This is a genomic window from Pseudomonas grandcourensis, assembly GCF_039909015.1.
Taxonomy (GTDB): Bacteria; Pseudomonadota; Gammaproteobacteria; order Pseudomonadales; family Pseudomonadaceae; genus Aquipseudomonas; species Aquipseudomonas grandcourensis.
This window is the reverse complement of the sequence record NZ_CP150919.1, coordinates 1,182,322-1,204,067: the sequence shown is the minus strand read 5'-3', so window position 1 is coordinate 1,204,067 and position 21,746 is coordinate 1,182,322. Positions and strand designations below refer to the sequence as shown.

The window sequence follows — 21,746 nt, the reverse complement described above, 5'->3', positions numbered from 1 at the left end:
AGTTATAGGCCCGCCATAGCTGTTTTTACAGCTCTACGACAACCGCCTGCGAAGCACGGGTTGCCTTGGCGCGGGCGGCTTCGATCGATTCGTCGCGGGCCAGGGCCACGCCCATGCGGCGCTGGCCGTTGACTTCAGGCTTGCCGAACAGACGCAGCGCGGTATCCGGTTCGCTCAGGGCAGCGCCCAGGTTGGCGAAAGCGGTCTGGGTCGACTGCCCTTCCACCAGGATCACCGCCGAGGCCGATGGCCCGAATTGACGGATCAACGGGATCGGCAGACCGAGAATCGCGCGGGCGTGCAGGGCGAACTGCGACAGGTCCTGGGAGATCAGTGTGACCAGGCCGGTGTCGTGCGGGCGCGGCGAGACTTCGCTGAACCACACCTGATCGCCCTTGATGAACAGCTCGACGCCAAACAGACCACGGCCACCCAGGGCTTCGGTCACGGCTTTGGCGACACGCTCGGATTCAGCCAGGGCAATCGGGCTCATGGCTTGCGGCTGCCAGGATTCCTGGTAGTCGCCCTTCTCCTGACGGTGGCCGACCGGCGCGCAGAAAGTGGTGCCGCCGACGTGACGCACGGTCAGCAGGGTGATTTCGTAGTCGAAATCGATGAAGCCTTCGATGATCACCCGACCTTTACCGGCACGGCCACCTTCCTGGGCGTAATCCCAGGCTTTCTTCACGTCATCGACGCTGCGCAGCAGACTCTGGCCCTTGCCCGAGGAACTCATGACCGGCTTGACCACGCATGGGAAACCGAGGTCTTCGACGGCTTTGCTGTAGTCCTCGAAGGTGTCGGCAAAGTGGTACGGCGAGGTTGGCAGGTCCAGCTCTTCAGCGGCCAGGCGACGGATGCCTTCGCGGTTCATGGTCAGCTGCGCGGCGCGGGCGGTCGGGATCACAGTGAAGCCTTCGGCCTCCAGTTCCACCAGGGTCGCGGTGGCGATGGCTTCGATTTCCGGCACGATGAAGTGTGGCTTCTCGGCTTCGATCACGGCGCGCAGGGCCGCACCGTCGAGCATGTTGATCACGTGGCTGCGGTGCGCCACCTGCATGGCCGGCGCGTTGGCGTAACGGTCCACGGCAATCACTTCAACGCCCAGGCGTTGCAGTTCGATCACCACTTCCTTGCCCAACTCGCCACAGCCACACATCAATACGCGGGTCGCGGTCGGCGACAATGGAGTTCCGATACGGGTCATCTGAAGGTCCTCAAGAAGCGGATCATCGAGGGACGCGTCGCCATGCGCGCTTCCCATGGGGAGAAAGCGCGGCATTTTACATGAACTTCAGCTGACGACAGCCTGTTTGCGCAGGCGCCAGGCCATGATCAGCCACACGGCGGTGACCCCGGCGAATTTCGAACCCAGGGCGGTGAGGATCACCCCCGGCGTCAGGGCGTCGATCATGCCGAAAAAGATAAAGGTATCGAGGGGAATGCTCAGGGCCGAGCTTATCCACAGGCGGTCGTGCAACGGGCGTTTGGTGATGCTGAACACCAGCCAGTCGATGCACTCGGAGACCGCGAACGCCGTGGCGCTGGCCAGGGCGATGGACGGATCGGAGGTGACATAGGACAACACCAGCGCCACCAGCATCGCTGCGAGGGCGCCATGCCCGAACCGGGCTTGCACCATGTCGCGCAACACAAACACCAACCCGCCCCAGGCCGACCAGATGATGTCCAGGTGCGGTGCGGTGGAAAAGGCGTAGTTGATCAGCACGACGCTGCCGATGTAGGCGATCAGGAAGAGCATGGCGTGTACAAGTACCTGTCAATTTTGTGCACAGGGTACTTCAGGGATGACTTTGGGCCAATAGAAGTGGTGACTGTGGCGGCCTCATCGCGAGCAAGCTCGCTCCCACAATTGATTCATGTCGACCCCACTTTTGTGATCGACACCAAACTAATGTGGGAGCGAGCTTGCTCGCGATAAAGTGCGAAGCACTTTCTGGGGCCAATTCAGTTATCGGATTTGGAAGGCAACATCCAGATCAACCCACTGGACTTCGCCCGCTCATGACACAACCCCAGCACCTTGCGCCGCTCGTCGTTGTCCATGCGGCTCCAGCGGGTAATCTCCTCCACTGTGCGTTGGCAACCGGTGCAGATGTCATCGTCATCCAGCGCACAAATATTCACGCAGGGCGATGCAACCGGGCGTTCGCTGGTGGTCATTGTTCCTGCTCAGCCAGGTCGCGGGCATAGCGCTGCGAGTTGTGCACGTAATGAGCAGCGCTGGCCTCCAGCATCCTGATTTGCGGCTCGGTCAATTCGCGCACCACTTTGCCGGGCGAGCCCATGACCAGCGATCCGTCCGGAATCTCCTTGCCTTCGCCGATCAGCGAATTGGCGCCGATGATGCAGTTCTTGCCGATCTTCGCGCCATTGAGAATCACCGCGTTGATGCCGATCAGGCTGTAGTCGCCGACGGTGCAGCCGTGGAGCATGGCGTTGTGGCCGATGGTCACGCCGGTACCGATGGTCAGCGGGTAACCCATGTCGGTGTGCATCACGGTGCCGTCCTGGACGTTGCTGTTCTTGCCGATCAGGATCAATTCGTTGTCGCCGCGCAATACGGCGTTGAACCAGACGTTGGCGCCCTCTTCCAGCTTGACCTTGCCTACCAGCACGGCATTGGGTGCGACCCAGCTCTGTGGATGGGTTTCGACGCGGGCGTCGCCCAGGCGGTATTTCATTGTTGTATTCCTCAAGGCTCAGGCAGGCTTTTTTTCAGCAAAACCAGGATTGAGACCATTCGAACGATGGCTTCAGATATTGATAAAGCTTTTGGGAGGCTGATGCAGGCTGATTTTGGCGTCATACACCAGGTTGATCAACTCGACGATCATGATCGCCGTCAGCCCCCAGATCTTGTATTCGCCAAAGCGATAGCTCGGCACGTACCAGCTGCGGCCCTGATAATCGATGCGATGGGTATGTTCGCGGGGGTCTTTGCGGAAGAACTCCAGGGGCACGCTGAACACTGCGGCGATCTCGGCATCGTTGGCCCGGTATTCGACAAAATCCGGGATCACCCCGACATAGGGCGTGACCATGATGCCATGCAGGCTGATCAGCGGGCTGAGCGGGCCGATCACCTCGACCAGCCCCGGCGGCAGGCCGATCTCTTCTTCGGCTTCACGCAGGGCGGTGAAAATCAGGTCGGGGTCTTCGGGGTCACGGCGCCCGCCGGGGAAGGCGACTTCGCCGCCATGGGTCGACAGGCCGCTGGCACGCAGGGTCAACACCAGCTCGGGTTCGTCACTGCGAGTGATGGGCACCAGCACCGCGGCCTCGGGAAAACGACGGTCGGTCTCCAGTATGCGTGGTGTGTGGTTACTAACCCGATGCAGTAGCTCATCCAGCATGAGTGTTCTCGATCTGTGCCTTACCCGGCATCATGCACCAATCGCTGCGGTCGCCCAACCCCCGCAACCGCCCCATGTCGCGAAACGACAACTTGCCGACCGGCACTGCCGCACGCCAAGATAGGCGCAGCATTCAGGAACCCCAGCATGAAATTTTGCAGCCAGTGCGGTAACCCGATAACCCAGCGCATTCCCGAAGGCGATTCGCGCCTGCGTTTTGTCTGCGACAGCTGTCACGCCATTCACTACCAGAACCCCAACATCGTCGCCGGTTGCGTGGCGACCTGGGGCACCAAGGTGTTGTTGTGCCGACGGGCCATCGAGCCACGTCGCGGCTACTGGACCCTGCCCGCCGGTTTCATGGAGAACGGCGAGACCATCGAACAGGCCGCCATTCGCGAAACCGCCGAGGAAGCCTGCGCCCGGGTGCGCAACCTGAGCATCTATACCCTGATCGACGTGCCGCACATCAGCCAGGTGCATGTGTTCTTCCGTGCCGAGCTGGCCGACCTGGACTTTTCTGCCGGCCCCGAGAGCCTGGAAGTGCAACTATTCGACGAAGCGGACATTCCATGGGATGAGCTGGCTTTCCGCACAGTGGGCCGTACCTTAGAATGCTTCTTCGCTGACCGGCGGACCGAGGTCTATCCCGTTCGGTCTGAATCGATCCCGCCACTTGCTCAGCCTGCCATTATCTGATGTCATCTCGGCATCACTCAAAGGCGCCGAAAGACCGCCCGAACGCGGCACGAGCCTGCGGCAGCTCCTGCAAAAACTTCTATACATAAATAGTCGCGACACCTCCTGGGGAATCGTTTCAATGCGCTGGTTGCTTGCCCTGTTCTGTTTGTCGTTTGTCACGGTGTCCCAGGCTTCTGCCGTGGAAACCCTGGACGGCAAGGTCATCGAGAAGATCCTGATTCTCAAGTCTTCCCATCAATTGCAATTGATCAATGACGGCAAGCCGCTCAAGACCTATCGCATTTCCCTGGGCAAGCGCCCCAAGGGGCCCAAGCTGATGGAAGGCGACAAGCGCACTCCGGAAGGCTTCTACTGGGTCGACTGGCGCAAAGTCAGCGACCGTTTCAACCTGGCGATGCACATTTCCTACCCGAACATCAGCGACTCTGCCCGCGCTCGTCGTGAAGGCGTTGAACCCGGCGGCATGATCATGATCCACGGCACCCCGGACAGCGAAGATACCCCGGAAGACCTGTTCCACACCCTGGACTGGACCGACGGCTGCATCGCCATGCGCAACATGGACATGCGCGAAGTCTGGAACCTGGTGCCGGACGGCACGATGATCGAAATCCGCCCGTAATCCCCCACGACCGTTGGTCGCCCGCAAAAAATAAATTCAAAAGATCGCAGCCTGCGGCAGCTCCTACAGGGTGAATACCATTTCGCTCTGCAGGAGCTGCCGCAGGCTGCGATCTTTGTCGCTTTAAACCCTACCGCTAATACCACTTCAAACCAACTCCCATTCCAACCAGCCGAAAAGGCGGGATTCCCTACACAAGCAGCAAAGCTCTGGCGTTGACATGGTATTCAAGTGGTATTAGTTTTTGCCCATTCACGGGCAAAAACATTCCAATATCCGCCCCGGACACCCGCCATGAACGATCTCCAGGCCCTGCGCCCCGATGACACCCAACCCACGCCGTTGTACCTGCAACTGGCACGCAATCTGGAAGCGGCGATCCACGCCGGCCAGTGGAAAGCCGAGCAGGCAATGCCATCGGAACGCAATCTGAGCGAGACGCTGGGCATCTCCCGCGTCACCGCCCGCAAGGCGCTGGAAGTGTTGTTCGAACAAGGCCTGATCCGCCGCAACCAGGGTTCCGGAACCTTCATCACGCCGCGCCTCGAACAACCGTTGTCGCGCCTTTCCGGCTTCAGTGAAATGCTCCGCCTCAAGGGTTTCGTGCCCGGCTCGCAATGGCTGGAGCGGGAAATCACCCTGCCGACCCACGAAGAGCTGATCCGCCTCGGCCTGTCGCCCAACGACAAGGTCGCGCGCCTCAAACGCCTGCGCAAGGCCGACGACACGGTGATGGCCATCGAGATGAGTACCCTGCCCGCCTCGATCATTCCCAAGCCGCAGGCGGTGGGCGACTCCCTCTACGAATTCCTCGACGGCATCGGCAAACCGGTGGTCCGCGCCCTGCAGCATATCCAGGCGATCAACGCCTCGGACGAGTTCGCCGCACTGGTGGGCATCGCCCCCGGCACCGCCATGTTGCTGATGACCCGGGTCGGCTACCTCGAAGACAACACGCCCATCGAAGTCACCGACACCTATTGCCGCAACGACTACTACGACTTTGTGGCAGAGCTTCGAAGATAAAGAGTTTCGAAGATAGAGAGCTGCGTCGCTAAAAAACCGAGATCCCGATCATGTCCGAAGACAACATCCTCACCGCCCGCGGCTGGGTTCGCGGCCGACTGGTCCACGAGCACGGCAAAGTCGTGTCGATCGAGGGCCAGGCCTGCGATCCGGCGGACAACGAGCTGCCGTACCTGCTGCCGGGCTTCATCGACCTGCACGTTCACGGCGGCGGCGGCAAAGACATCATGGAAGGCGCGCCGGCCTTCGAAACCATCACCCGAACCCACCTGCGCTTCGGCACTACGTCGTTGCTGGCCACCACCATGACGGCACCGAGCGAAGAGATCTCCAGCGTGCTCCAGGCCGTCGGCGAATTCTGTGAGCAGCGCCCCCAAGGCTGCGCCCGGGTGCTCGGCGTACACCTCGAAGGCCCCTACATCAACCCCGGCAAACTCGGCGCGCAACCCAACTTCGCCCATACCGCGCTGATGGCCGAAGTCGAAGCGTACCTGGCGCTCGCGCCGATCCGGGTGATCACCATTGCCCCGGAAATCGCCGGTCACGATGCCTTGATCCGTGACCTCAGCAACCGCGGCGTTCGCATGCAGATCGGCCACACCCTGGGCAGTTATGAGGAAGGCGTGGCCGCGCTGGAGGCCGGCGCCAGCAGTTTCACCCACCTCTACAACGCCATGAGCCCTCTGCATCACCGCGAGCCCGGAATCGTCGGCGCCGCGCTGGCCCACGCCAAATACGCCGAACTGATTCCGGACTTGTTGCACGTGCACCCCGGCGCCATCCGCGTGGCCCTGCGGTCGATTCCGTGCCTGTATTGCGTCACCGACTCGACCGCCGCCGCCGGCATGCCCGATGGCGAGTACAAGCTCGGCAGCCACACCGTGACCAAATGCCTGGGCGGCGTGCGCCTGCCCGATGGCACCCTGGCCGGCAGCACCCTGACCATGGATCAGGCCCTGCGCAACCTGGTGAAGATCGGCCTTCCCATCGCCGAAGCCTCGCAGCGCCTGTCGCAATTCCCCGCCGACTACCTCGGCATCACCGAACGCGGGCGCCTGCAACCGGGGGCCTGGGCCGACTGCGTGCGGCTGGATCGCTCACTGAAACTGACCGCCGTGATGGTCGAAGGAGAAGACATTGACTTCAAAAATGCTTGAAGAGGCGCTGTCCTCGTTCGAGGCCGTGCAAGCCCAATTGCAGCAACTCGACCCGCAGATGATCGAGATCGCCGGACGCCTGCGTCGTCAGCCGCCGCAAGTGGTCATGACCGTGGCGCGCGGCAGCTCCGACCACGCTGCCAGCTACTTCGCCTACCTGACCATGCAACTGCTGGGCATCCCGGTGGCGTCGCTGCCGATGTCGGTGGTGACCATGCAGCAGGCACCATTGAAGGTCAGCGGCCAGGTGGCATTCGCCTTTTCGCAATCGGGGCAAAGCCCGGACCTGGTCAACAGCCTGCGCCTGTTGCGCAAGCGCGGCGCCCTGAGCATTTCGATGGTCAACGCCGAAGAATCGCCGCTGGAAGCCGCCTGCGAATTCAGTTTGCCGCTGTTGGCCGGTACCGAAAGCAGCGTCGCCGCGACCAAGAGCTTCATCGCCACCCTCAGCGCCAGCGCCCGGTTGATTGGCCACTGGAAAGAAGACGCCGAACTGCTCGAGGCCGGCTCTGCCTTGCCCGATGGCCTGCGCCACGCCGCGCAACAGGACTGGAGCCCGGCCATCGAGGCCTTGCGCGATTGCCAGCGGCTGATGGTGATCGGCCGTGGCGCCGGTTTCGCCATCGCTCAGGAAGCGGCGCTCAAGTTCAAGGAGACCTCGGCGATCCAGGCCGAAGCCTTTAGCAGCGCGGAGGTCCGTCACGGTCCGATGGCGTTGATCGGTGACAACTACCCGCTGCTGGTGTTTGCCCCACGGGGTGCCGAACAGGCCGGTCTGCTGAGCCTGGCCGCCGACATGCGCCAGCGCGGCGCCCGTGTCCTGCTGGCCGCGCCGGATGACGTGCTTGAACGCGACCTGACCCTGACCCGCGCCGAACACCCGGCCCTCGACCCGATTCTGGCGATCCAGAGTTTCTACGTGATGGCCGCCGGCCTGGCTGTGGCCCGTGGCATGGACCCGGACCAGCCGCGACACCTGAGCAAAGTGACGCGCACCCATTGAGTCCGACTCGAAACGATTTCCTGATGAGACCGAGCCATGCATAACAACAATAAAGAGCTGACCTTAAGCGCCCCGCTCAGCGGCCCGGTGCTCACGCTCGCCAAAGTCCCGGACCCGGTGTTTGCCAGCGGCGCCATGGGTGATGGCATCGCCATCGATCCGCTCAACGACACGCTCCACGCCCCCTGCGCCGGTGTGGTGGTGCATGTCGCCCGCACCGGTCACGCGGTAACCCTGCGTGCCGACAACGGCGCGGAATTGCTCCTGCACCTGGGCCTCGACACGGTCGAGTTGCAGGGCGAGGGCTTCTCGATGCTGGTCAAGGAAGGCGCGCGCGTCGCCAACGGCCAACCGCTGCTGCGCTACGATCTGGACAAGGTTGCGCAACAGTGCAGGAGCCTGGTCAGTCTGCTGATCCTCACCAACAGCCAGGACTTTCAGGCACGGCCCATCACCCTCAAGTCGGTCAAGGTCGGCGAGCCGCTGCTGCACATCATTCGTCGACAGACGTCGAGCGCACCGGTTGATACCGAGTTTTCGGGCGAAGAGATTGTCGGTCTGGTGCGCATTGCTCACCGTGGCGGTCTGCACGCGCGGCCGGCTGCGTTGATCCGTCAGACCGCGCAAGGTTTCAAAAGCAAATCGCAGCTGCATTTCGCCGGCAAGTCGGCCACCTGCGACAGCCTGATCGGCCTGATGGGGCTGGCCATCGGCGAACAGGCAGAAGTCCAGGTCAGTTGCCAGGGCCCGGATGCCGAAGCTGCACTGCAAGCCTTGCTGACCGCGTTATCCACCGCCCTGGCCGAGGACCACCACGCTGCCGCGCCAGCCACGATTGCCCAACGCAATCGCCCCGCCGAAGCCGGTGTATTGCACGGCGTCTGTGCGGCACCCGGCCTGGTCGGCGGGCCGCTGTTTCGCCTGAATGCGATCAGCCTGCCGGTGGATGCGGGCCAACATGATCCGCAACAACAGCTGCAAGTGCTGGACGCGGCACTGAACCAGGTGCGCAGCGAAATCGAGCACACGCTGGCCCAGGCGAAAAAACACAAGGACACCGCTGAAGAAGCGATTTTCGCCGCACACCTGGCACTGCTCGAAGACCCGGCCCTGCTGGACGCCGCCCGTCTAACCGTCGCCCAGGGCACTGCCGCGACCCACGCTTGGAGCCAGGCCATCAACGTGCAATGCCAAGTCCTCCAGCAAACCGGCAGCACCTTGCTGGCCGAACGCGCCAATGACCTGCGCGACCTCAAGCAACGGGTGCTGCGCGCATTGCTCGGCGATACCTGGCATTACGACGTGCCGGCCGGCGCCATCGTCGCGGCCCATGAACTGACACCTTCCGATTTACTGCAACTGAGCCAGCAAGGCGTCGCCGGGCTGTGCATGGCCGAAGGCGGCGCGACCTCCCACGTGGCGATTCTGGCCCGGGGCAAAGGCCTGCCGTGCATGGTCGCACTGGGCTCGACGCTGCTCGATCAGCAACAGGGGCAACCGGTGGTGCTGGACGCCGACGGCGGCCGCCTCGAACTGACACCCGGCACACAGCGTCTGGCCGACGTGCGTCAGCAGCAACAGCAACAGCAACAACGCCGGGCCGAACAACAGGCCCAGGCGCACACCCCCGCACTGACCACCGATGGCCTGCGCATCGAAGTCGCCGCCAACGTGGCGTCCAGCACGGAAGCGGCAGACGCACTGGCCAATGGCGCCGACGGCGTCGGCTTGCTGCGCACCGAGTTTCTCTTCGTCGACCGCCACACTGCCCCGGACGAACAGGAACAACAGCACGCCTATCAAGCGGTGCTCGATGCCATGGGCGACAAGTCGGTGATCATCCGCACCATCGACGTCGGCGGCGACAAGCAACTGGACTACCTGCCACTGCCCGCCGAGGCCAATCCCGTGCTCGGCCTGCGCGGCATTCGCCTGGCCCAGATTCGCCCTGAACTGCTCGACCAGCAATTGCGCGCGCTGCTGCACCTGCGCCCATTGTCACGCTGCCGGATCCTGCTGCCGATGGTCACGGAAGTCGATGAGCTGCTGCACATCCGCCAGCGCCTCGATGCCTTGTGTACAGAACTGGGCCTGACACAACGTCCGGAGCTGGGCGTCATGATCGAGGTTCCGGCCGCCGCGCTGCTGGCCGAGCAACTGGCCGAACACGCGGACTTCCTGTCCATCGGCACCAACGACCTGTCGCAATACACCCTGGCCATGGACCGCGACCACGCCGGGCTCGCCGCCCGCGTCGATGCGCTGCACCCGGCACTGCTGCGGTTGATCGCCCAGACTTGCGCCGGTGCGGCGCAGCACAACCGTTGGGTGGGTGTGTGCGGCGCACTGGCGTCCGATCCGTTGGCGACGCCGGTATTGATCGGTCTGGGGGTCGGTGAGCTTTCGGTGAGCCCGGTACAGGTCGGTGAAATCAAGGACCGCGTGCGGCATCTCGACGCCAGCGAATGCCGGCGCATCAGCCAGGGTCTGCTCAAGCTGAGCAGCGCCGGCGCGGTGCGTCACGCCTGTCACCAGCACTGGCCTCTGAGCTAGCTCTTTACAAAAGAAGAACAAAAATCCACGGAGAACCGCCATGTACCAACTTTTCATCGAAGGCCTGCAACGCCTCGGCCGCGCGCTGATGCTGCCGATCGCGATCCTGCCGATTGCCGGCCTGCTGCTGCGCCTGGGCGATACCGACCTGCTGAACATCGCGATCATCCACGACGCCGGCCAGGTGATCTTCGCCAACCTGGCGATGATCTTCTCCATCGGCATCGCCGTCGGTTTCGCCAAGGACAACAACGGTACGGCGGGTCTGGCCGGGGTGATCGGTTACCTGGTGATGATCTCCACCCTCAAGGTGCTCGACCCGAGCATCAACATGGGCATGCTTGCCGGGATCGTCAGCGGCCTGATGGCCGGCGCGCTGTACAACCGCTTCAAGGACATCAAGCTGCCGGAGTACCTGGCGTTCTTCGGCGGCCGGCGCTTTGTGCCGATTGTCACCGGGTTCGCCGCCGTGGGCCTAGGCGTGGTGTTCGGCTACATCTGGCCGCCGATCCAACATGGCATCAACAGCTTCGGCACGCTGATGATGGAAAGCGGCAGCTTCGGCGCATTCATCTTCGGCGTGTTTAACCGCCTGCTGATCGTCACCGGCCTGCACCACATCCTCAACAACATGGCGTGGTTCGTGTTCGGCAACTTCACCGACCCCACCACCGGCGCGCTGGTGACCGGCGATCTATCGCGCTACTTCGCCGGCGACCCGAAAGGTGGCCAGTTCATGACTGGCATGTTCCCGATGATGATCTTCGGCCTGCCCGCCGCCTGCCTGGCGATGTACCGCAACGCCCTGCCGGAACGGCGCAAGGTGATGGGGGGGATCTTCCTGTCGATGGCCCTGACCGCATTCCTGACCGGCGTCACCGAGCCGATCGAATTCGCCTTCATGTTCCTCGCGCCGTTGCTGTATCTGCTGCACGCGTTGCTGACCGGCCTGTCGATGGCCATCACCAATGCCCTGAACATCCACCTGGGCTTCACCTTTTCCGGGGGCTTCATCGACATGATCCTTGGCTGGGGCAAATCCACCAACGGCTGGATGGTGTTCCCGGTGGGCCTGGCGTATGCGGTGATCTATTACGTGGTGTTTGATTTCTGTATCCGCCGCTTCGACCTGAAAACCCCGGGGCGTGAAGATGCCGCCACCGTCGAGAAGACTGTAGTTGCCGACAACGAGCGTGCCGGTGCTTACATCAAGGCCCTGGGCGGTGCCGAAAACCTGATCACCGTCGGCGCCTGCACCACCCGCTTGCGCCTGGACATGGTGGATCGCAACAAGGCCTCGGATAGCGATTTGAAGGCCCTCGGCGCCATGGCCGTGGTGCGTCCGGGCAAGGGCGGGAGTTTGCAGGTGGTGGTCGGGCCGATGGCCGACGCGATTGCCGATGAGATTCGCCTGGCGATGCCGGCGCTGGGTCGGGCCATTGTCTCCACTCCTGCCGCATTGGCCGATGAACCGAAAGCTGCCGCCGTGGCGACACCTGAAGCCCAGCAATGGCTGAACGCCCTCGGCGGTGGCGACAACGTGCTGCAACTGGATTGCGTCGCCATGACCCGCATTCGCCTGCAACTGGCGGATGGCAAGGCGTTGTCGGAGTACGATTTGAAAACCCTGGGCTGCCAGGGTGTGAGTCAGCTGGACGGTGGCGTGTGGCATCTGTTGGTTGGCGACAAGGCGCCGAGCTTGAGTGGTGCGCTGGAAGCGTTGGTCAATCGCAGTGAGGTGAGTGCCAAGGTTTGATCTACGACGTACATATTGTAGGAGCTGCCGAAGGCTGCGATCTTTTGATCTGGATCTTAAAAATAAAATCAAAAGATCGCAGCCTGCGGCAGCTCCTACAGGGGAACTCAAGGCAACAAAAAACCCGCCGAAATCTCTTTCAGCGGGTTTCTCATTTCAGCAGCCAGAGAATCAGAAATCCTCCAACCGCCACACTTCATAAGCCGGTGTCTCGTAGGGATGGCTCTGCTTCAGAGCCGCCACTACCGAGCGAATCAACTCATCGGCCACCACCAGCTCAACCTTCCATTCCTCGACCTGCTCAACCTGCCCTGCTTCGCCAATGAATGGCTGACTGCCATCCAGTGGACGAAACTGACCCAGGCCCAACACCTGCCATGCACAGTGGTCGTAAGCACCGATTCGACCGCCACCGACGGCGAATACGGCACTTTTAACCTGCTCCACATGACTGTCGGGAACAAAGAAGCTGAGCTTGTACACGGCTATCAGTTAACCCAGACCCGAGCATTACGGAACATACGCATCAGCGGTGCATCTTCGTTCCAGTCATCGGAGCGCCACGAGTTCTGCACGGCGCGGAACACTCGCTCCGGGTGCGGCATCATGATGGTCACGCGACCGTCGCGGCTGGTCAAACCGGTGATCCCGCGCGGCGAGCCGTTCGGGTTGGCCGGGTAGCTTTCGGTGACCTTGCCGTGGTTGTCGACGAAACGCATCGCCACGCAACCGGACAGGTCGGCTTCCAGCAGTGCTTCTTCGCTGGAGAACTCGGCATGGCCTTCGCCGTGGGCGATGGCGATCGGCATACGCGAACCGGCCATGCCTTGCAGGAAGATCGAGTTCGACTCCTGGATCTGCACCATGGCAACACGGGCTTCGAACTGCTCGGAACGGTTGCGCACGAAGTGCGGCCAGAACTCGCTGCCCGGGATCAGTTCGTGCAGGTTGGACATCATCTGGCAACCGTTGCACACGCCGAGGGTGAAGCTGTCGTTACGCTCGAAGAAACCCTGGAACGCATCGCGGGCACGGCTGTTGAACAGCGCGGATTTCGCCCAGCCTTCACCGGCACCCAGTACGTCGCCGTAGGAGAAGCCGCCGCAAGCGACCATGCCCTTGAACTCGTTCAGGTCGACACGACCGGCCAGAATGTCGCTCATGTGCACGTCGATCGCGTTGAAACCGGCGCGGTCGAACGCAGCCGCCATTTCCACCTGACCGTTGACGCCCTGCTCACGCAGTACGGCAACCTGTGGGCGAATGCCTTTCTTGATGTAAGGCGCGGCGATGTCCTGGTTGATGTCGTAGCTCAGCTTGACGCTCAGGCCAGGGTTGTCTTCTTCCAGCAGAACGTCGAACTCTTGCTCGGCGCAGTCGGCGTTGTCACGCAGACGCTGGATCTGGTAGCTGGTCTCGGCCCACTGACGTTGCAGCAGACGACGCTGGCCTTCGAACACGGTTTCGCCGTTGAAGGTGATGCTGATCTCGCCGTTGTTCATCGGCTGACCGACCACCGATACGCAGTCGCCCAAACCAGCAGCGCTGAACTGCGCGAGGATGTCCGGGGTCGCGTCCTGACGAACCTGGATCACGGCGCCCAGTTCTTCGTTGAACAGGATGGCGGCGATGTCGGCGGAGGTTTCTGCCAGACCGTCGAGATTCAGGCTCAGACCGCAGTGACCGGCGAAGGCCATTTCCACGACGCTGGTCAACAGACCACCATCGGAACGGTCGTGGTAAGCCAGCAGGTGGCCATCGGCGTTGAGGCCCTGGATCACCGCGAAGAAAGCTTTAAGGTCTTCGGCGTCATCGACGTCCGGAGCCTGACTGCCGAGTTTGCCGTGAACCTGAGCCAGGATCGAGGCGCCCATGCGGTTCTGACCACGACCCAGATCGACCAGGATCAGGTCGGTGGTGCCCTTGTCCATGCGCAGTTGCGGGGTCAGGGTCTGACGGATGTCAGTCACTGGCGCGAAACCGGTCACGATCAGGGACATTGGCGACGTGACGGATTTGTCTTCGCCGTTGTCGTTCCAGCGCGTGGCCATGGACATCGAGTCCTTGCCCACCGGAATGGTGATGCCCAGCTCAGGGCACAGTTCCATGCCGACCGCTTTCACAGTGTCGTACAGGCGTGCGTCTTCACCCGGGTGACCGGCAGCGGACATCCAGTTCGCCGACAGCTTGATGTCGGAGATCTTGCCGATGCGCGATGCCGCGATGTTGGTCAGGGTTTCGCCGATGGCCATGCGGCCCGACGCCGGAGCGTCCAGCAGTGCCAGCGGAGTACGCTCGCCCATGGCCATGGCTTCACCGGTGTAGACGTCGAAGCTGGTGGCGGTGACGGCAACGTCGGCCACCGGAACCTGCCACGGGCCGACCATCTGGTCACGGGCCACGAGGCCGGTGATGGTGCGGTCGCCGATGGTGATCAGGAAGCTCTTGCTGGCCACGGCCGGGTGATGCAGGACGCGCTCGACGCAGTTGGCGATGTCGAGGGTCGACGGATCGAAATCGTCGCCCAGCTCGTTTTCACGAACCACCGAACGGTGCATGCGCGGGGCTTTGCCCAGCAGGACTTCCAGCGGCATGTCCACCGGGCTGTTGCCGAAGTGGCTGTCGGTCACGGTCAACTGCGGTTCGGCAGTGGCTTCGCCGACCACGGCAAACGGGCAACGCTCACGCTCGCAGATCGCCTTGAAGCGCTCGAAGTCAGCCGGGCCGACCGCCAGAACGTAACGTTCCTGGGATTCGTTGGACCAGATTTCGTGCGGGGCCATGCCCGGCTCGTCGTTCGGAATGTTGCGCAGTTCGAAACGGCCACCGCGGTCGCCGTCGTTGACCAGTTCCGGGAAGGCGTTGGACAGACCGCCCGCACCCACGTCGTGGATGAAGCTGATCGGGTTCTTGTCGCCCAGTTGCCAGCAACGGTCGATGACTTCCTGGCAGCGACGCTCCATTTCAGGGTTTTCGCGCTGTACCGATGCGAAGTCCAGGTCTGCCGAGCTGGTGCCGGTGGCCATGGAGGAAGCCGCGCCGCCGCCCAGGCCGATCAGCATCGCCGGGCCGCCGAGCACGATCAGCTTGGAGCCGACCAGGATCTCGCCTTTCTTGACGTGTTCTTCACGGATGTTGCCCATGCCGCCGGCCAGCATGATCGGCTTGTGGTAGCCACGAACTTCGTCACCGTGCGGGGTGGTGATCGACTGTTCGAAGGTACGGAAGTAGCCGGTCAGGGCCGGACGACCGAATTCGTTGTTGAACGCAGCGCCGCCCAGCGGGCCTTCGATCATGATGTCCAGCGCGGTGACGATGCGCTCAGGCTTGCCGTACGGCACTTCCCACGGCTGTTCGAAGCCCGGGATCTGCAGGTTGGACACGGTGAAACCGGTCAGGCCAGCCTTCGGCTTGGCGCCACGGCCGGTCGCGCCTTCGTCGCGGATTTCGCCACCGGAACCGGTGGATGCGCCCGGGAACGGGGCGATCGCGGTCGGGTGGTTGTGCGTCTCGACTTTCATCAGGATGTGCACCGGTTCCTGTACCGCGCCGTACTGGCGGGTTTCAGGGTCCGGGAAGAAACGACCGGCCACGGAGCCGACGATCACCGAAGCGTTGTCCTTATAAGCCGACAGGACGCCTTCACTGTGCATCACGTAGGTGTTCTTGATCATGCCGAACAGGCTTTTTTCCTGGCTCTGGCCGTCGATGTCCCAACTGGCGTTGAAGATCTTGTGACGGCAGTGCTCGGAGTTCGCCTGGGCGAACATCATCAGTTCGATGTCATGCGGGTTGCGCTTCAAGCCGACGAAGGCGTTGACCAGGTAGTCGATCTCGTCTTCGGCCAGGGCCAGGCCCAGCTCGGTGTTGGCTTTTTCCAGCGCGGCGCGGCCGCCACCCAACACGTCGATGGCGGTCAGGGGTTTCGGTTCGGCGTGGCTGAACAGGCCGGCGGCTTGTTCGAGGTTGCCCAGGACGATCTGGGTCATGCGGTCGTGCAGACCGTCGGCGATCAGCTGGGCTTCAGCGTCGCTGAACTGGCCGGCCACGTAGAACGCGATACCGCGCTCCAGGCGCAGGATTTTCGCCAGGCCACAGTTGCGAGCGATGTCGCTGGCCTTGCTCGACCACGGCGAGATGGTGCCGAAACGCGGCAGTACCAGAAACAGATGACCGGTCGGTTCCTGTACCGGAACGCTTGGACCGTACTTCAGAAGGCGCGCAAGCACCTGCTGTTCGTCGCCGGTCAGGACGCCGGTAACTTCGGCGAAGTGAGCGAATTCAGCATACAGGCCACTGACAGCCGGAACCTTCTGGCTCAGTTGCTCAAGGAGCTTGCTGTGGCGAAAGGCAGAAAGGGCAGGAGCGCCGCGCAGGATCAACATCTTCGGGACAGCCTCGGGAAGGGGTGTGCTTTGAGGCCGTGCATTCTAGCCTAAACAGCCCGCGACATCACCCGAAACGCTACGCACGGTTGCACTCGGGTGTCGATCTGTGTTTCTGCCTCTAAAGTCAGGTTAATTGGGGGTGTGAATACAGCTTATTTTTACTGTAACAAAATGCAGACAAAGCCCATTCCTGCGGGGTTTCGGCCGGTTTTGTGATCTCTAGCAGACTAGCCCCTCACTGTCGAGATATGGCGCCCGTGGTCCTTTGCGTATACTGCGCAGATGTTTTTCCCAACGGCTTTGCGTCCGCGGTACGCCAAATGGCTGATCGCAACCGGACTCTTCCTGATGCTCGGTGGCTGTGTTGATAAACCCAACACGCTCGAGCGCGTAAAGGAGGATGGTGTGCTGCGGGTGGTTACCCGAAACAGCCCTGCCACCTACTTTCAGGATCGCAACGGTGAAACCGGCTTCGAATACGAGCTGGTGAAGCGCTTCGCCGACGATCTGGGGGTCGAGCTCAAGATCGAGACCGCCGACAACCTCGATGACCTGTTCAACCAGGTCGGCAAGCCCAATGGCCCGGTGCTGGCGGCGGCCGGCCTGGTCAGCAGCGAAGAGCGCAAGAAGCAGGTGCGCTTCTCCCACTCCTATCTGGAAGTCACCCCGCAGATCATCTACCGCAACGGCCAGTCCCGGCCGACCGATGCGAAGGATCTGGTGGGCAAGAAGATCATGGTGCTCAAGGGCAGCACCCACGCCGAACAACTCGCGCAGCTGAAACAGAAATTTCCCGGCATCGAATACGAAGAATCTGACGCGGTCGAGGTCGTCGATCTCCTGCGCATGGTCGACGAAGGTCAGATCGACCTGACACTGGTCGACTCCAACGAAGTGGCGATGAACCAGGTGTATTTCACCAACATCCGGGTCGCCTTCGACCTCGGTGACGCCAGCAACCAGAGCTGGGCCGTCGCCCCGGGCGACGACAACAGCCTGCTCAACGAAATCAACGACTACCTCGACAAGGTCAAGAAGAACGGCACCCTGCAACGCCTCAAGGACCGCTACTACGGGCATGTCGACGTCCTCGGCTACATGGGCGCCACCACGTTTGCCCAACACTTGCAGCAACGCCTGCCCAAGTACGAACAGCACTTCAAGTCGTACGCCAAGAAAGAGAAAGTCGACTGGCGCCTGCTCGCGGCCATCGGGTACCAGGAGTCGTTGTGGCAACCGGCGGTCACATCCAAGACCGGCGTGCGCGGCCTGATGATGCTGACCCAGAACACCGCACAGGCCATGGGCGTGTCCAACCGACTGGACCCCAAGCAGAGCATCATGGGTGGCGCCAAGTACCTGGCCTACATGAAAGACCAACTCGACGATTCGATTCAGGAGCCGGACCGGACCTGGTTTGCCCTGGCAGCCTACAACGTCGGCAGCGGCCACCTCGACGACGCCCGCAAACTGGCGGCCAAGGAAGGGTTGAACCCGGACAAATGGCTGGACGTGAAGAAGATCCTGCCGCGCCTGTCGGAAAAGAAGTGGTACAGCAAAACCCGTTATGGCTACGCCCGTGGCGGCGAACCGGTGCATTTCGTGGCGAACATCCGTCGCTACTACGACATCCTGACCTGGGTTACGCAGCCGCAACTTGAGGGCGATCAGGTCGCCGAGGGCAAACTGCTTGTTCCGGGGATCGACAAGACCAAGCCGGCGCAGGAGCCTGCCCCGCTTTAAAAACCACCACCAAACCACTGTAGGAGCGAGCCTGCTCGCGATGAGGCCCTTTCAGTCACATCAACTGTGTCTGTCAGACCGCTATCGCGAGCAGGCTCGCTCCTACAGTGGGATTTGTATTGTGTTTCAGGCCTTGGCAGCAGCCGCCAGAATCAGCGCCTTCATCTCCGAAACAGCCGACTTGAAGCCAACGAACAGCGCATGGGCCACCAGCGCATGGCCGATGTTCAGCTCGTTGATGCCCTTGATCGCCGCCACGGCTTCAACGTTGTGATAGTGCAGGCCATGGCCGGCATTGACGATCAGGCCCTGGGCCAAACCAAACGCCACGCCATCGGCCACACGCTTGAGTTCTTCGGCGACTTCGGTCGGCGTCTCGGCATCGGCATAACGCCCGGTGTGCAGTTCGATGGCCGGTGCGCCGACACGGCGGGAGGCTTCGATCTGGCGCTCATCGGCATCGATGAACAACGACACTTCGGAGCCGATCTTCGACAGACGCTCGACCGCGGCCTTGATCCGCGCTTCCTGCCCCGCCACATCCAGGCCGCCTTCGGTGGTCAGTTCCTGACGGGTTTCCGGCACCAGGCAAATGTGCGCAGGGCGGATGCGTTCGGCGAACTGCATCATTTCTTCGGTGACGCCCATTTCGAAGTTCATGCGGGTTTGCAGCACGTCCTTGAGCAGCAGAACGTCGCGTTCCTGAATGTGCCGACGGTCTTCACGCAGGTGCACGGTGATGCCGTCGGCGCCCGCCTCTTCCGCGTCCAGTGCCGCCTTGACCGGGTCCGGGTAACGGGTGCCCCGGGCCTGACGCAGGGTGGCAACGTGGTCGATGTTCACGCCAAGAAGAATACGGGTGCTGGTGGTCACGGAAGCGCTCCAGAAGAAGAGTAAGTTCGGTGCACAGCATACGGTGTGATCAGGGCTTGCGAAACAGCTCGCGACTGACAAGTGGACGGCCGCCCAGGTGAACGGCCAACGCCTGGCGCATCAAGCGCTTGGCGGCAGACAGAGCGCCGGGGGCGGACCAGTCGGCTTCGGCCATGGCCAACAGCTCGGCGCCATTGAACAGGCCAGGCTGCAGCAGATAGACCCGCTCCAGCCCCGCATCCACTTGCAGACGGTAGAGGCCGTCCGGCGCGATGGGCTGATCATGAATATCAGTCGTCAGGGAAAACCCGTAGCCGAGGTCATCGAGCAAGCGCCACTCGAAGGAGCGCAGCAAGGGCTCCAGTGGTCGGCCCTCGGCCAGCGCCAGCAAGGTGGCGGCGTAATGATCGAACACCGAGGGGAGCGGATCTTCGGCGGGCAACAGGCGAATCAGCAGTTCATTGAGGTAAAGACCGCTGAACAGCGCCTCGCCGTTGAGCCAGGTGGAGATGCCGGCACTTTCCATGCGCCCGACATTCTTCAGCTCGCCCCTGCCCCGGAATTCGACTTCCAATGGCACGAACGGCCGAGCCAGCGTCCCGGCCTTGCCCCGCGCACTGCGCAACACCGCCCGCAGCCGACCTTGCGGCGTGAGGAAGTCCACCAGCGCGCTGTTTTCACGGTAGGCGCGGGAGTGCAGGACGTAGGCGGGTTGGGGGATGGGTTGGGACATGGAAATCGCAGATCTCGATGAAGAAGCAGATATTACTGACAACCCCAAAACCACTGTAGGAGCGAGCCTGCTCGCGATGAGGGACTAACATTCAACACACTCGTTGACTGACAGACCGCTATCGCGAGCAGGCTCGCTCCTACAGTTACATCACTTGGGTCCGGCTTTACAGGTCGCCGTAACCCAACGAACGCAACGCACGCTCGTCATCGGACCAGCCACCCTTAACCTTGACCCACAGGTTGAGCATGATCTTGGAGTCGAACAGCAGCTCCATGTCCTTGCGCGCTTCGGTGCCGATGCGCTTGATGCGCTCGCCCTTGTCGCCAATGATGATTTTCTTCTGGCCATCGCGTTCGACGAGGATCAAGGCATGGATGTGCAAGGTCTTGCCCTGCTGCTTGAACTCTTCGATTTCAACGGTGATCTGGTACGGCAGCTCGGCGCCCATCTGGCGCATGATTTTCTCGCGCACAAGCTCCGCCGCGAGGAAACGGCTGCTGCGGTCGGTGATCTGGTCTTCCGGGAAGAAGTGATCATTTTCCGGCAGGTGCTCGGCAATCACCCGCTCCAGCGCATCGAGGTTATGCCCGTGCTGTGCGGAAATCGGGATGATCTGTGCATTCGGCAACTGCTCCTGCAACCAGGAAAGGTGCGGCATCAGCTCGGCCTTGTCTTCGATGCGGTCGGTCTTGTTCAGCGCCACGATCAGCGGGCCGGTCACGTACTGGACACGCTCGAGAACCATCTGGTCTTCTTCGGTCCACTTGGTGCGGTCGACCACGAAAATCACCACGTCGACGTCTTTCAACGCCGCCGAAGCGGTCTTGTTCATGTAGCGGTTCAGGGCCTTCTCGCCACCCTTGTGCATACCGGGGGTGTCGACGTAGATCGCCTGCACATCGCCCTCGGTCTTGATACCGAGCATGTTGTGACGGGTGGTTTGCGGTTTGCGCGAGGTGATCGCCAGCTTCTGACCCAGGATGTGGTTCAGCAGCGTGGACTTGCCCACGTTCGGACGGCCGACGATGGCAACATAGCCACAGCGAGTTGCGTTTGTATCAGTCATTGCCATTCTCCACACCCAGGGCAATCAGTGCTGCGGCGGCCGCTACCTGTTCGGCAATACGACGACTCACACCCTGACCTCGGCTTTTTTCATTCAGTAAGATGATTTCGCATTCGACGAAGAACGTCCGGCAATGCGGCTCACCCTGGATATCCACCACTTCGTAACGCGGCAGCTCACAACCACGGGACTGCAGGAACTCCTGCAGGCGGGTCTTTGGATCTTTGTTGGTGTCGACCAGCGTCAGGCCTTCGAACTCGCCGGCCAGCCAGGCGAGCACACGCTCGCGGGCCATTTCCATGCCGGCATCGAGGTAGATCGCACCGATCAGCGCTTCGAGGGCATCGGCCAGAATCGACTCGCGACGGAAACCGCCGCTTTTCAGCTCGCCCGAGCCCAGGCGCAGGTATTCGCCCAGATCGAAACCACGGGCCAGTACGGCCAGGGTCTCACCTTTGACCAGACGCGCGCGCAAACGCGACAACTGGCCTTCGCGAGCCAGCGGGAAGCGGTCGAACAACGCCTCGCCGGCGACGAAGTTGAGAATGGCGTCACCGAGGAATTCCAGGCGTTCGTTGTTACGCCCGGCAAAACTACGGTGGGTCAGGGCCAGGACCATCAGTTCCTGATCCTTGAAGGTGTAGCCGAGCTGACGCTCTAGACGGCTTAAGGAGACGCTCACGGTTTACCCACGCTGAGTTCGTGGCTGGATTCCACCGCCATCGCCGTGAGGCGGCGCAGGCT

General features: G+C 62.0%; 20 protein-coding genes. 8 read left to right on the top strand and 12 right to left on the bottom strand.

Features of this window, described 5'->3' with window-relative positions; translation table 11 throughout:
- Positions 1–25 precede the first annotated feature (25 nt).
- From purT to AABM52_RS05245, 6 genes are all read right to left on the bottom strand, one after another.
- Positions 26–1,207 carry a formate-dependent phosphoribosylglycinamide formyltransferase gene (gene purT / locus AABM52_RS05270; protein WP_347910806.1) on the bottom strand — a complete coding sequence of 394 codons (1,182 nt, stop codon included), beginning with the start codon at positions 1,205–1,207 and terminating at the stop codon, positions 26–28.
- An 87-nt stretch (positions 1,208–1,294) separates the two neighbouring features.
- Positions 1,295–1,762 (bottom strand): VUT family protein, encoded by a 468-nt coding sequence (locus tag AABM52_RS05265; protein WP_347910805.1) that lies wholly within the window; start codon positions 1,760–1,762, stop codon positions 1,295–1,297.
- Positions 1,763–1,968: 206 nt separating this feature from the next.
- Positions 1,969–2,184, bottom strand: a complete 216-nt coding sequence (locus tag AABM52_RS05260) for a DUF1289 domain-containing protein (protein ID WP_347910804.1) — start codon at positions 2,182–2,184, stop codon at positions 1,969–1,971.
- Complete coding sequence (locus AABM52_RS05255; protein ID WP_218429474.1) at positions 2,181–2,705, bottom strand: gamma carbonic anhydrase family protein; 525 nt, start codon at positions 2,703–2,705, stop codon at positions 2,181–2,183. Before AABM52_RS05255 ends, AABM52_RS05260 begins: the two co-directional genes overlap by 4 nt.
- A gap of 72 nt (positions 2,706–2,777) precedes the next feature.
- The gene (locus AABM52_RS05250) at positions 2,778–3,377 is read right to left on the bottom strand and encodes a CoA pyrophosphatase (protein WP_347910803.1); all 600 of its coding nucleotides are present in this window, start codon (positions 3,375–3,377) and stop codon (positions 2,778–2,780) included.
- Positions 3,367–3,510: a hypothetical protein gene (locus AABM52_RS05245; RefSeq protein WP_185754788.1), complete on the bottom strand. Its 144-nt coding sequence runs from the start codon at positions 3,508–3,510 to the stop codon at positions 3,367–3,369. The genes AABM52_RS05250 and AABM52_RS05245 overlap by 11 nt, the downstream gene beginning before the upstream one ends.
- A 14-nt stretch (positions 3,511–3,524) precedes the next feature.
- Between AABM52_RS05245 and AABM52_RS05240 the strand changes: the two genes are divergently transcribed.
- The 7 genes from AABM52_RS05240 to nagE all read left to right on the top strand — a co-directional run bounded on the left by AABM52_RS05240 (position 3,525) and on the right by nagE (position 12,196).
- The gene (locus tag AABM52_RS05240; protein ID WP_347910802.1) at positions 3,525–4,076 is read left to right on the top strand and encodes an NUDIX hydrolase; all 552 of its coding nucleotides are present in this window, start codon (positions 3,525–3,527) and stop codon (positions 4,074–4,076) included.
- A gap of 121 nt (positions 4,077–4,197) precedes the next feature.
- A complete protein-coding gene (locus tag AABM52_RS05235) occupies positions 4,198–4,701 on the top strand; it encodes a murein L,D-transpeptidase family protein (protein ID WP_046040978.1) in 504 nt (167 codons plus the stop codon).
- A gap of 294 nt (positions 4,702–4,995) precedes the next feature.
- Positions 4,996–5,727 carry a GntR family transcriptional regulator gene (locus tag AABM52_RS05230; RefSeq protein ID WP_046040977.1) on the top strand — a complete coding sequence of 244 codons (732 nt, stop codon included), beginning with the start codon at positions 4,996–4,998 and terminating at the stop codon, positions 5,725–5,727.
- 50 nt (positions 5,728–5,777) lie between these two features.
- A complete protein-coding gene (gene nagA / locus AABM52_RS05225; protein WP_347910801.1) occupies positions 5,778–6,884 on the top strand; it encodes an N-acetylglucosamine-6-phosphate deacetylase in 1,107 nt (368 codons plus the stop codon).
- On the top strand, positions 6,865–7,887 hold the full coding sequence (locus AABM52_RS05220; RefSeq protein ID WP_347910800.1) for an SIS domain-containing protein: 1,023 nt from the start codon (positions 6,865–6,867) through the stop codon (positions 7,885–7,887). The genes nagA and AABM52_RS05220 overlap by 20 nt, the downstream gene beginning before the upstream one ends.
- 36 nt (positions 7,888–7,923) lie before the next feature.
- Positions 7,924–10,440 (top strand): phosphoenolpyruvate--protein phosphotransferase, encoded by a 2,517-nt coding sequence (gene ptsP, locus AABM52_RS05215; protein WP_347910799.1) that lies wholly within the window; start codon positions 7,924–7,926, stop codon positions 10,438–10,440.
- 40 nt (positions 10,441–10,480) lie between these two features.
- The gene (nagE, locus tag AABM52_RS05210) at positions 10,481–12,196 is read left to right on the top strand and encodes an N-acetylglucosamine-specific PTS transporter subunit IIBC (protein WP_347910798.1); all 1,716 of its coding nucleotides are present in this window, start codon (positions 10,481–10,483) and stop codon (positions 12,194–12,196) included.
- A gap of 171 nt (positions 12,197–12,367) precedes the next feature.
- Here nagE and AABM52_RS05205 read toward each other — a convergent pair whose 3' ends face one another.
- A complete protein-coding gene (locus AABM52_RS05205; RefSeq protein ID WP_347910797.1) occupies positions 12,368–12,679 on the bottom strand; it encodes a YqfO family protein in 312 nt (103 codons plus the stop codon).
- A 5-nt stretch (positions 12,680–12,684) separates the two neighbouring features.
- The gene (purL, locus tag AABM52_RS05200; RefSeq protein WP_347910796.1) at positions 12,685–16,581 is read right to left on the bottom strand and encodes a phosphoribosylformylglycinamidine synthase; all 3,897 of its coding nucleotides are present in this window, start codon (positions 16,579–16,581) and stop codon (positions 12,685–12,687) included.
- 285 nt (positions 16,582–16,866) lie between these two features.
- Between purL and mltF the strand changes: the two genes are divergently transcribed.
- Positions 16,867–18,327, top strand: a complete 1,461-nt coding sequence (mltF, locus tag AABM52_RS05195; RefSeq protein WP_347910795.1) for a membrane-bound lytic murein transglycosylase MltF — start codon at positions 16,867–16,869, stop codon at positions 18,325–18,327.
- Between the two features lie 126 nt (positions 18,328–18,453).
- Here mltF and pdxJ read toward each other — a convergent pair whose 3' ends face one another.
- From pdxJ to rnc, 4 genes are all read right to left on the bottom strand, one after another.
- The gene (gene pdxJ / locus AABM52_RS05190) at positions 18,454–19,200 is read right to left on the bottom strand and encodes a pyridoxine 5'-phosphate synthase (RefSeq protein ID WP_008053219.1); all 747 of its coding nucleotides are present in this window, start codon (positions 19,198–19,200) and stop codon (positions 18,454–18,456) included.
- Between the two features lie 49 nt (positions 19,201–19,249).
- Entirely contained in the window at positions 19,250–19,933 is a 684-nt protein-coding gene (recO, locus tag AABM52_RS05185; RefSeq protein ID WP_347910794.1) for a DNA repair protein RecO, read from the bottom strand.
- Positions 19,934–20,099: 166 nt separating this feature from the next.
- The gene (era, locus tag AABM52_RS05180) at positions 20,100–21,002 is read right to left on the bottom strand and encodes a GTPase Era (RefSeq protein ID WP_007973959.1); all 903 of its coding nucleotides are present in this window, start codon (positions 21,000–21,002) and stop codon (positions 20,100–20,102) included.
- Positions 20,995–21,684: a ribonuclease III gene (rnc, locus tag AABM52_RS05175; RefSeq protein WP_347910793.1), complete on the bottom strand. Its 690-nt coding sequence runs from the start codon at positions 21,682–21,684 to the stop codon at positions 20,995–20,997. The genes era and rnc overlap by 8 nt, the downstream gene beginning before the upstream one ends.
- Between the last annotated feature and the right edge of the window lie 62 nt (positions 21,685–21,746).

Coding starts and splice junctions, on each gene's coding strand:
- purT (WP_347910806.1), bottom strand. CDS start 1,207: ATGACCCGTATCGGAACTCCATTGTCGCCGACCGCGACCCGCGTATTG.
- AABM52_RS05265 (WP_347910805.1), bottom strand. CDS start 1,762: ATGCTCTTCCTGATCGCCTACATCGGCAGCGTCGTGCTGATCAACTAC.
- AABM52_RS05260 (WP_347910804.1), bottom strand. CDS start 2,184: ATGACCACCAGCGAACGCCCGGTTGCATCGCCCTGCGTGAATATTTGT.
- AABM52_RS05255 (WP_218429474.1), bottom strand. CDS start 2,705: ATGAAATACCGCCTGGGCGACGCCCGCGTCGAAACCCATCCACAGAGC.
- AABM52_RS05250 (WP_347910803.1), bottom strand. CDS start 3,377: ATGCTGGATGAGCTACTGCATCGGGTTAGTAACCACACACCACGCATA.
- AABM52_RS05245 (WP_185754788.1), bottom strand. CDS start 3,510: ATGCTGCGCCTATCTTGGCGTGCGGCAGTGCCGGTCGGCAAGTTGTCG.
- AABM52_RS05240 (WP_347910802.1), top strand. CDS start 3,525: ATGAAATTTTGCAGCCAGTGCGGTAACCCGATAACCCAGCGCATTCCC.
- AABM52_RS05235 (WP_046040978.1), top strand. CDS start 4,198: ATGCGCTGGTTGCTTGCCCTGTTCTGTTTGTCGTTTGTCACGGTGTCC.
- AABM52_RS05230 (WP_046040977.1), top strand. CDS start 4,996: ATGAACGATCTCCAGGCCCTGCGCCCCGATGACACCCAACCCACGCCG.
- nagA (WP_347910801.1), top strand. CDS start 5,778: ATGTCCGAAGACAACATCCTCACCGCCCGCGGCTGGGTTCGCGGCCGA.
- ptsP (WP_347910799.1), top strand. CDS start 7,924: ATGCATAACAACAATAAAGAGCTGACCTTAAGCGCCCCGCTCAGCGGC.
- nagE (WP_347910798.1), top strand. CDS start 10,481: ATGTACCAACTTTTCATCGAAGGCCTGCAACGCCTCGGCCGCGCGCTG.
- purL (WP_347910796.1), bottom strand. CDS start 16,581: ATGTTGATCCTGCGCGGCGCTCCTGCCCTTTCTGCCTTTCGCCACAGC.
- mltF (WP_347910795.1), top strand. CDS start 16,867: ATGTTTTTCCCAACGGCTTTGCGTCCGCGGTACGCCAAATGGCTGATC.
- recO (WP_347910794.1), bottom strand. CDS start 19,933: ATGTCCCAACCCATCCCCCAACCCGCCTACGTCCTGCACTCCCGCGCC.
- era (WP_007973959.1), bottom strand. CDS start 21,002: ATGACTGATACAAACGCAACTCGCTGTGGCTATGTTGCCATCGTCGGC.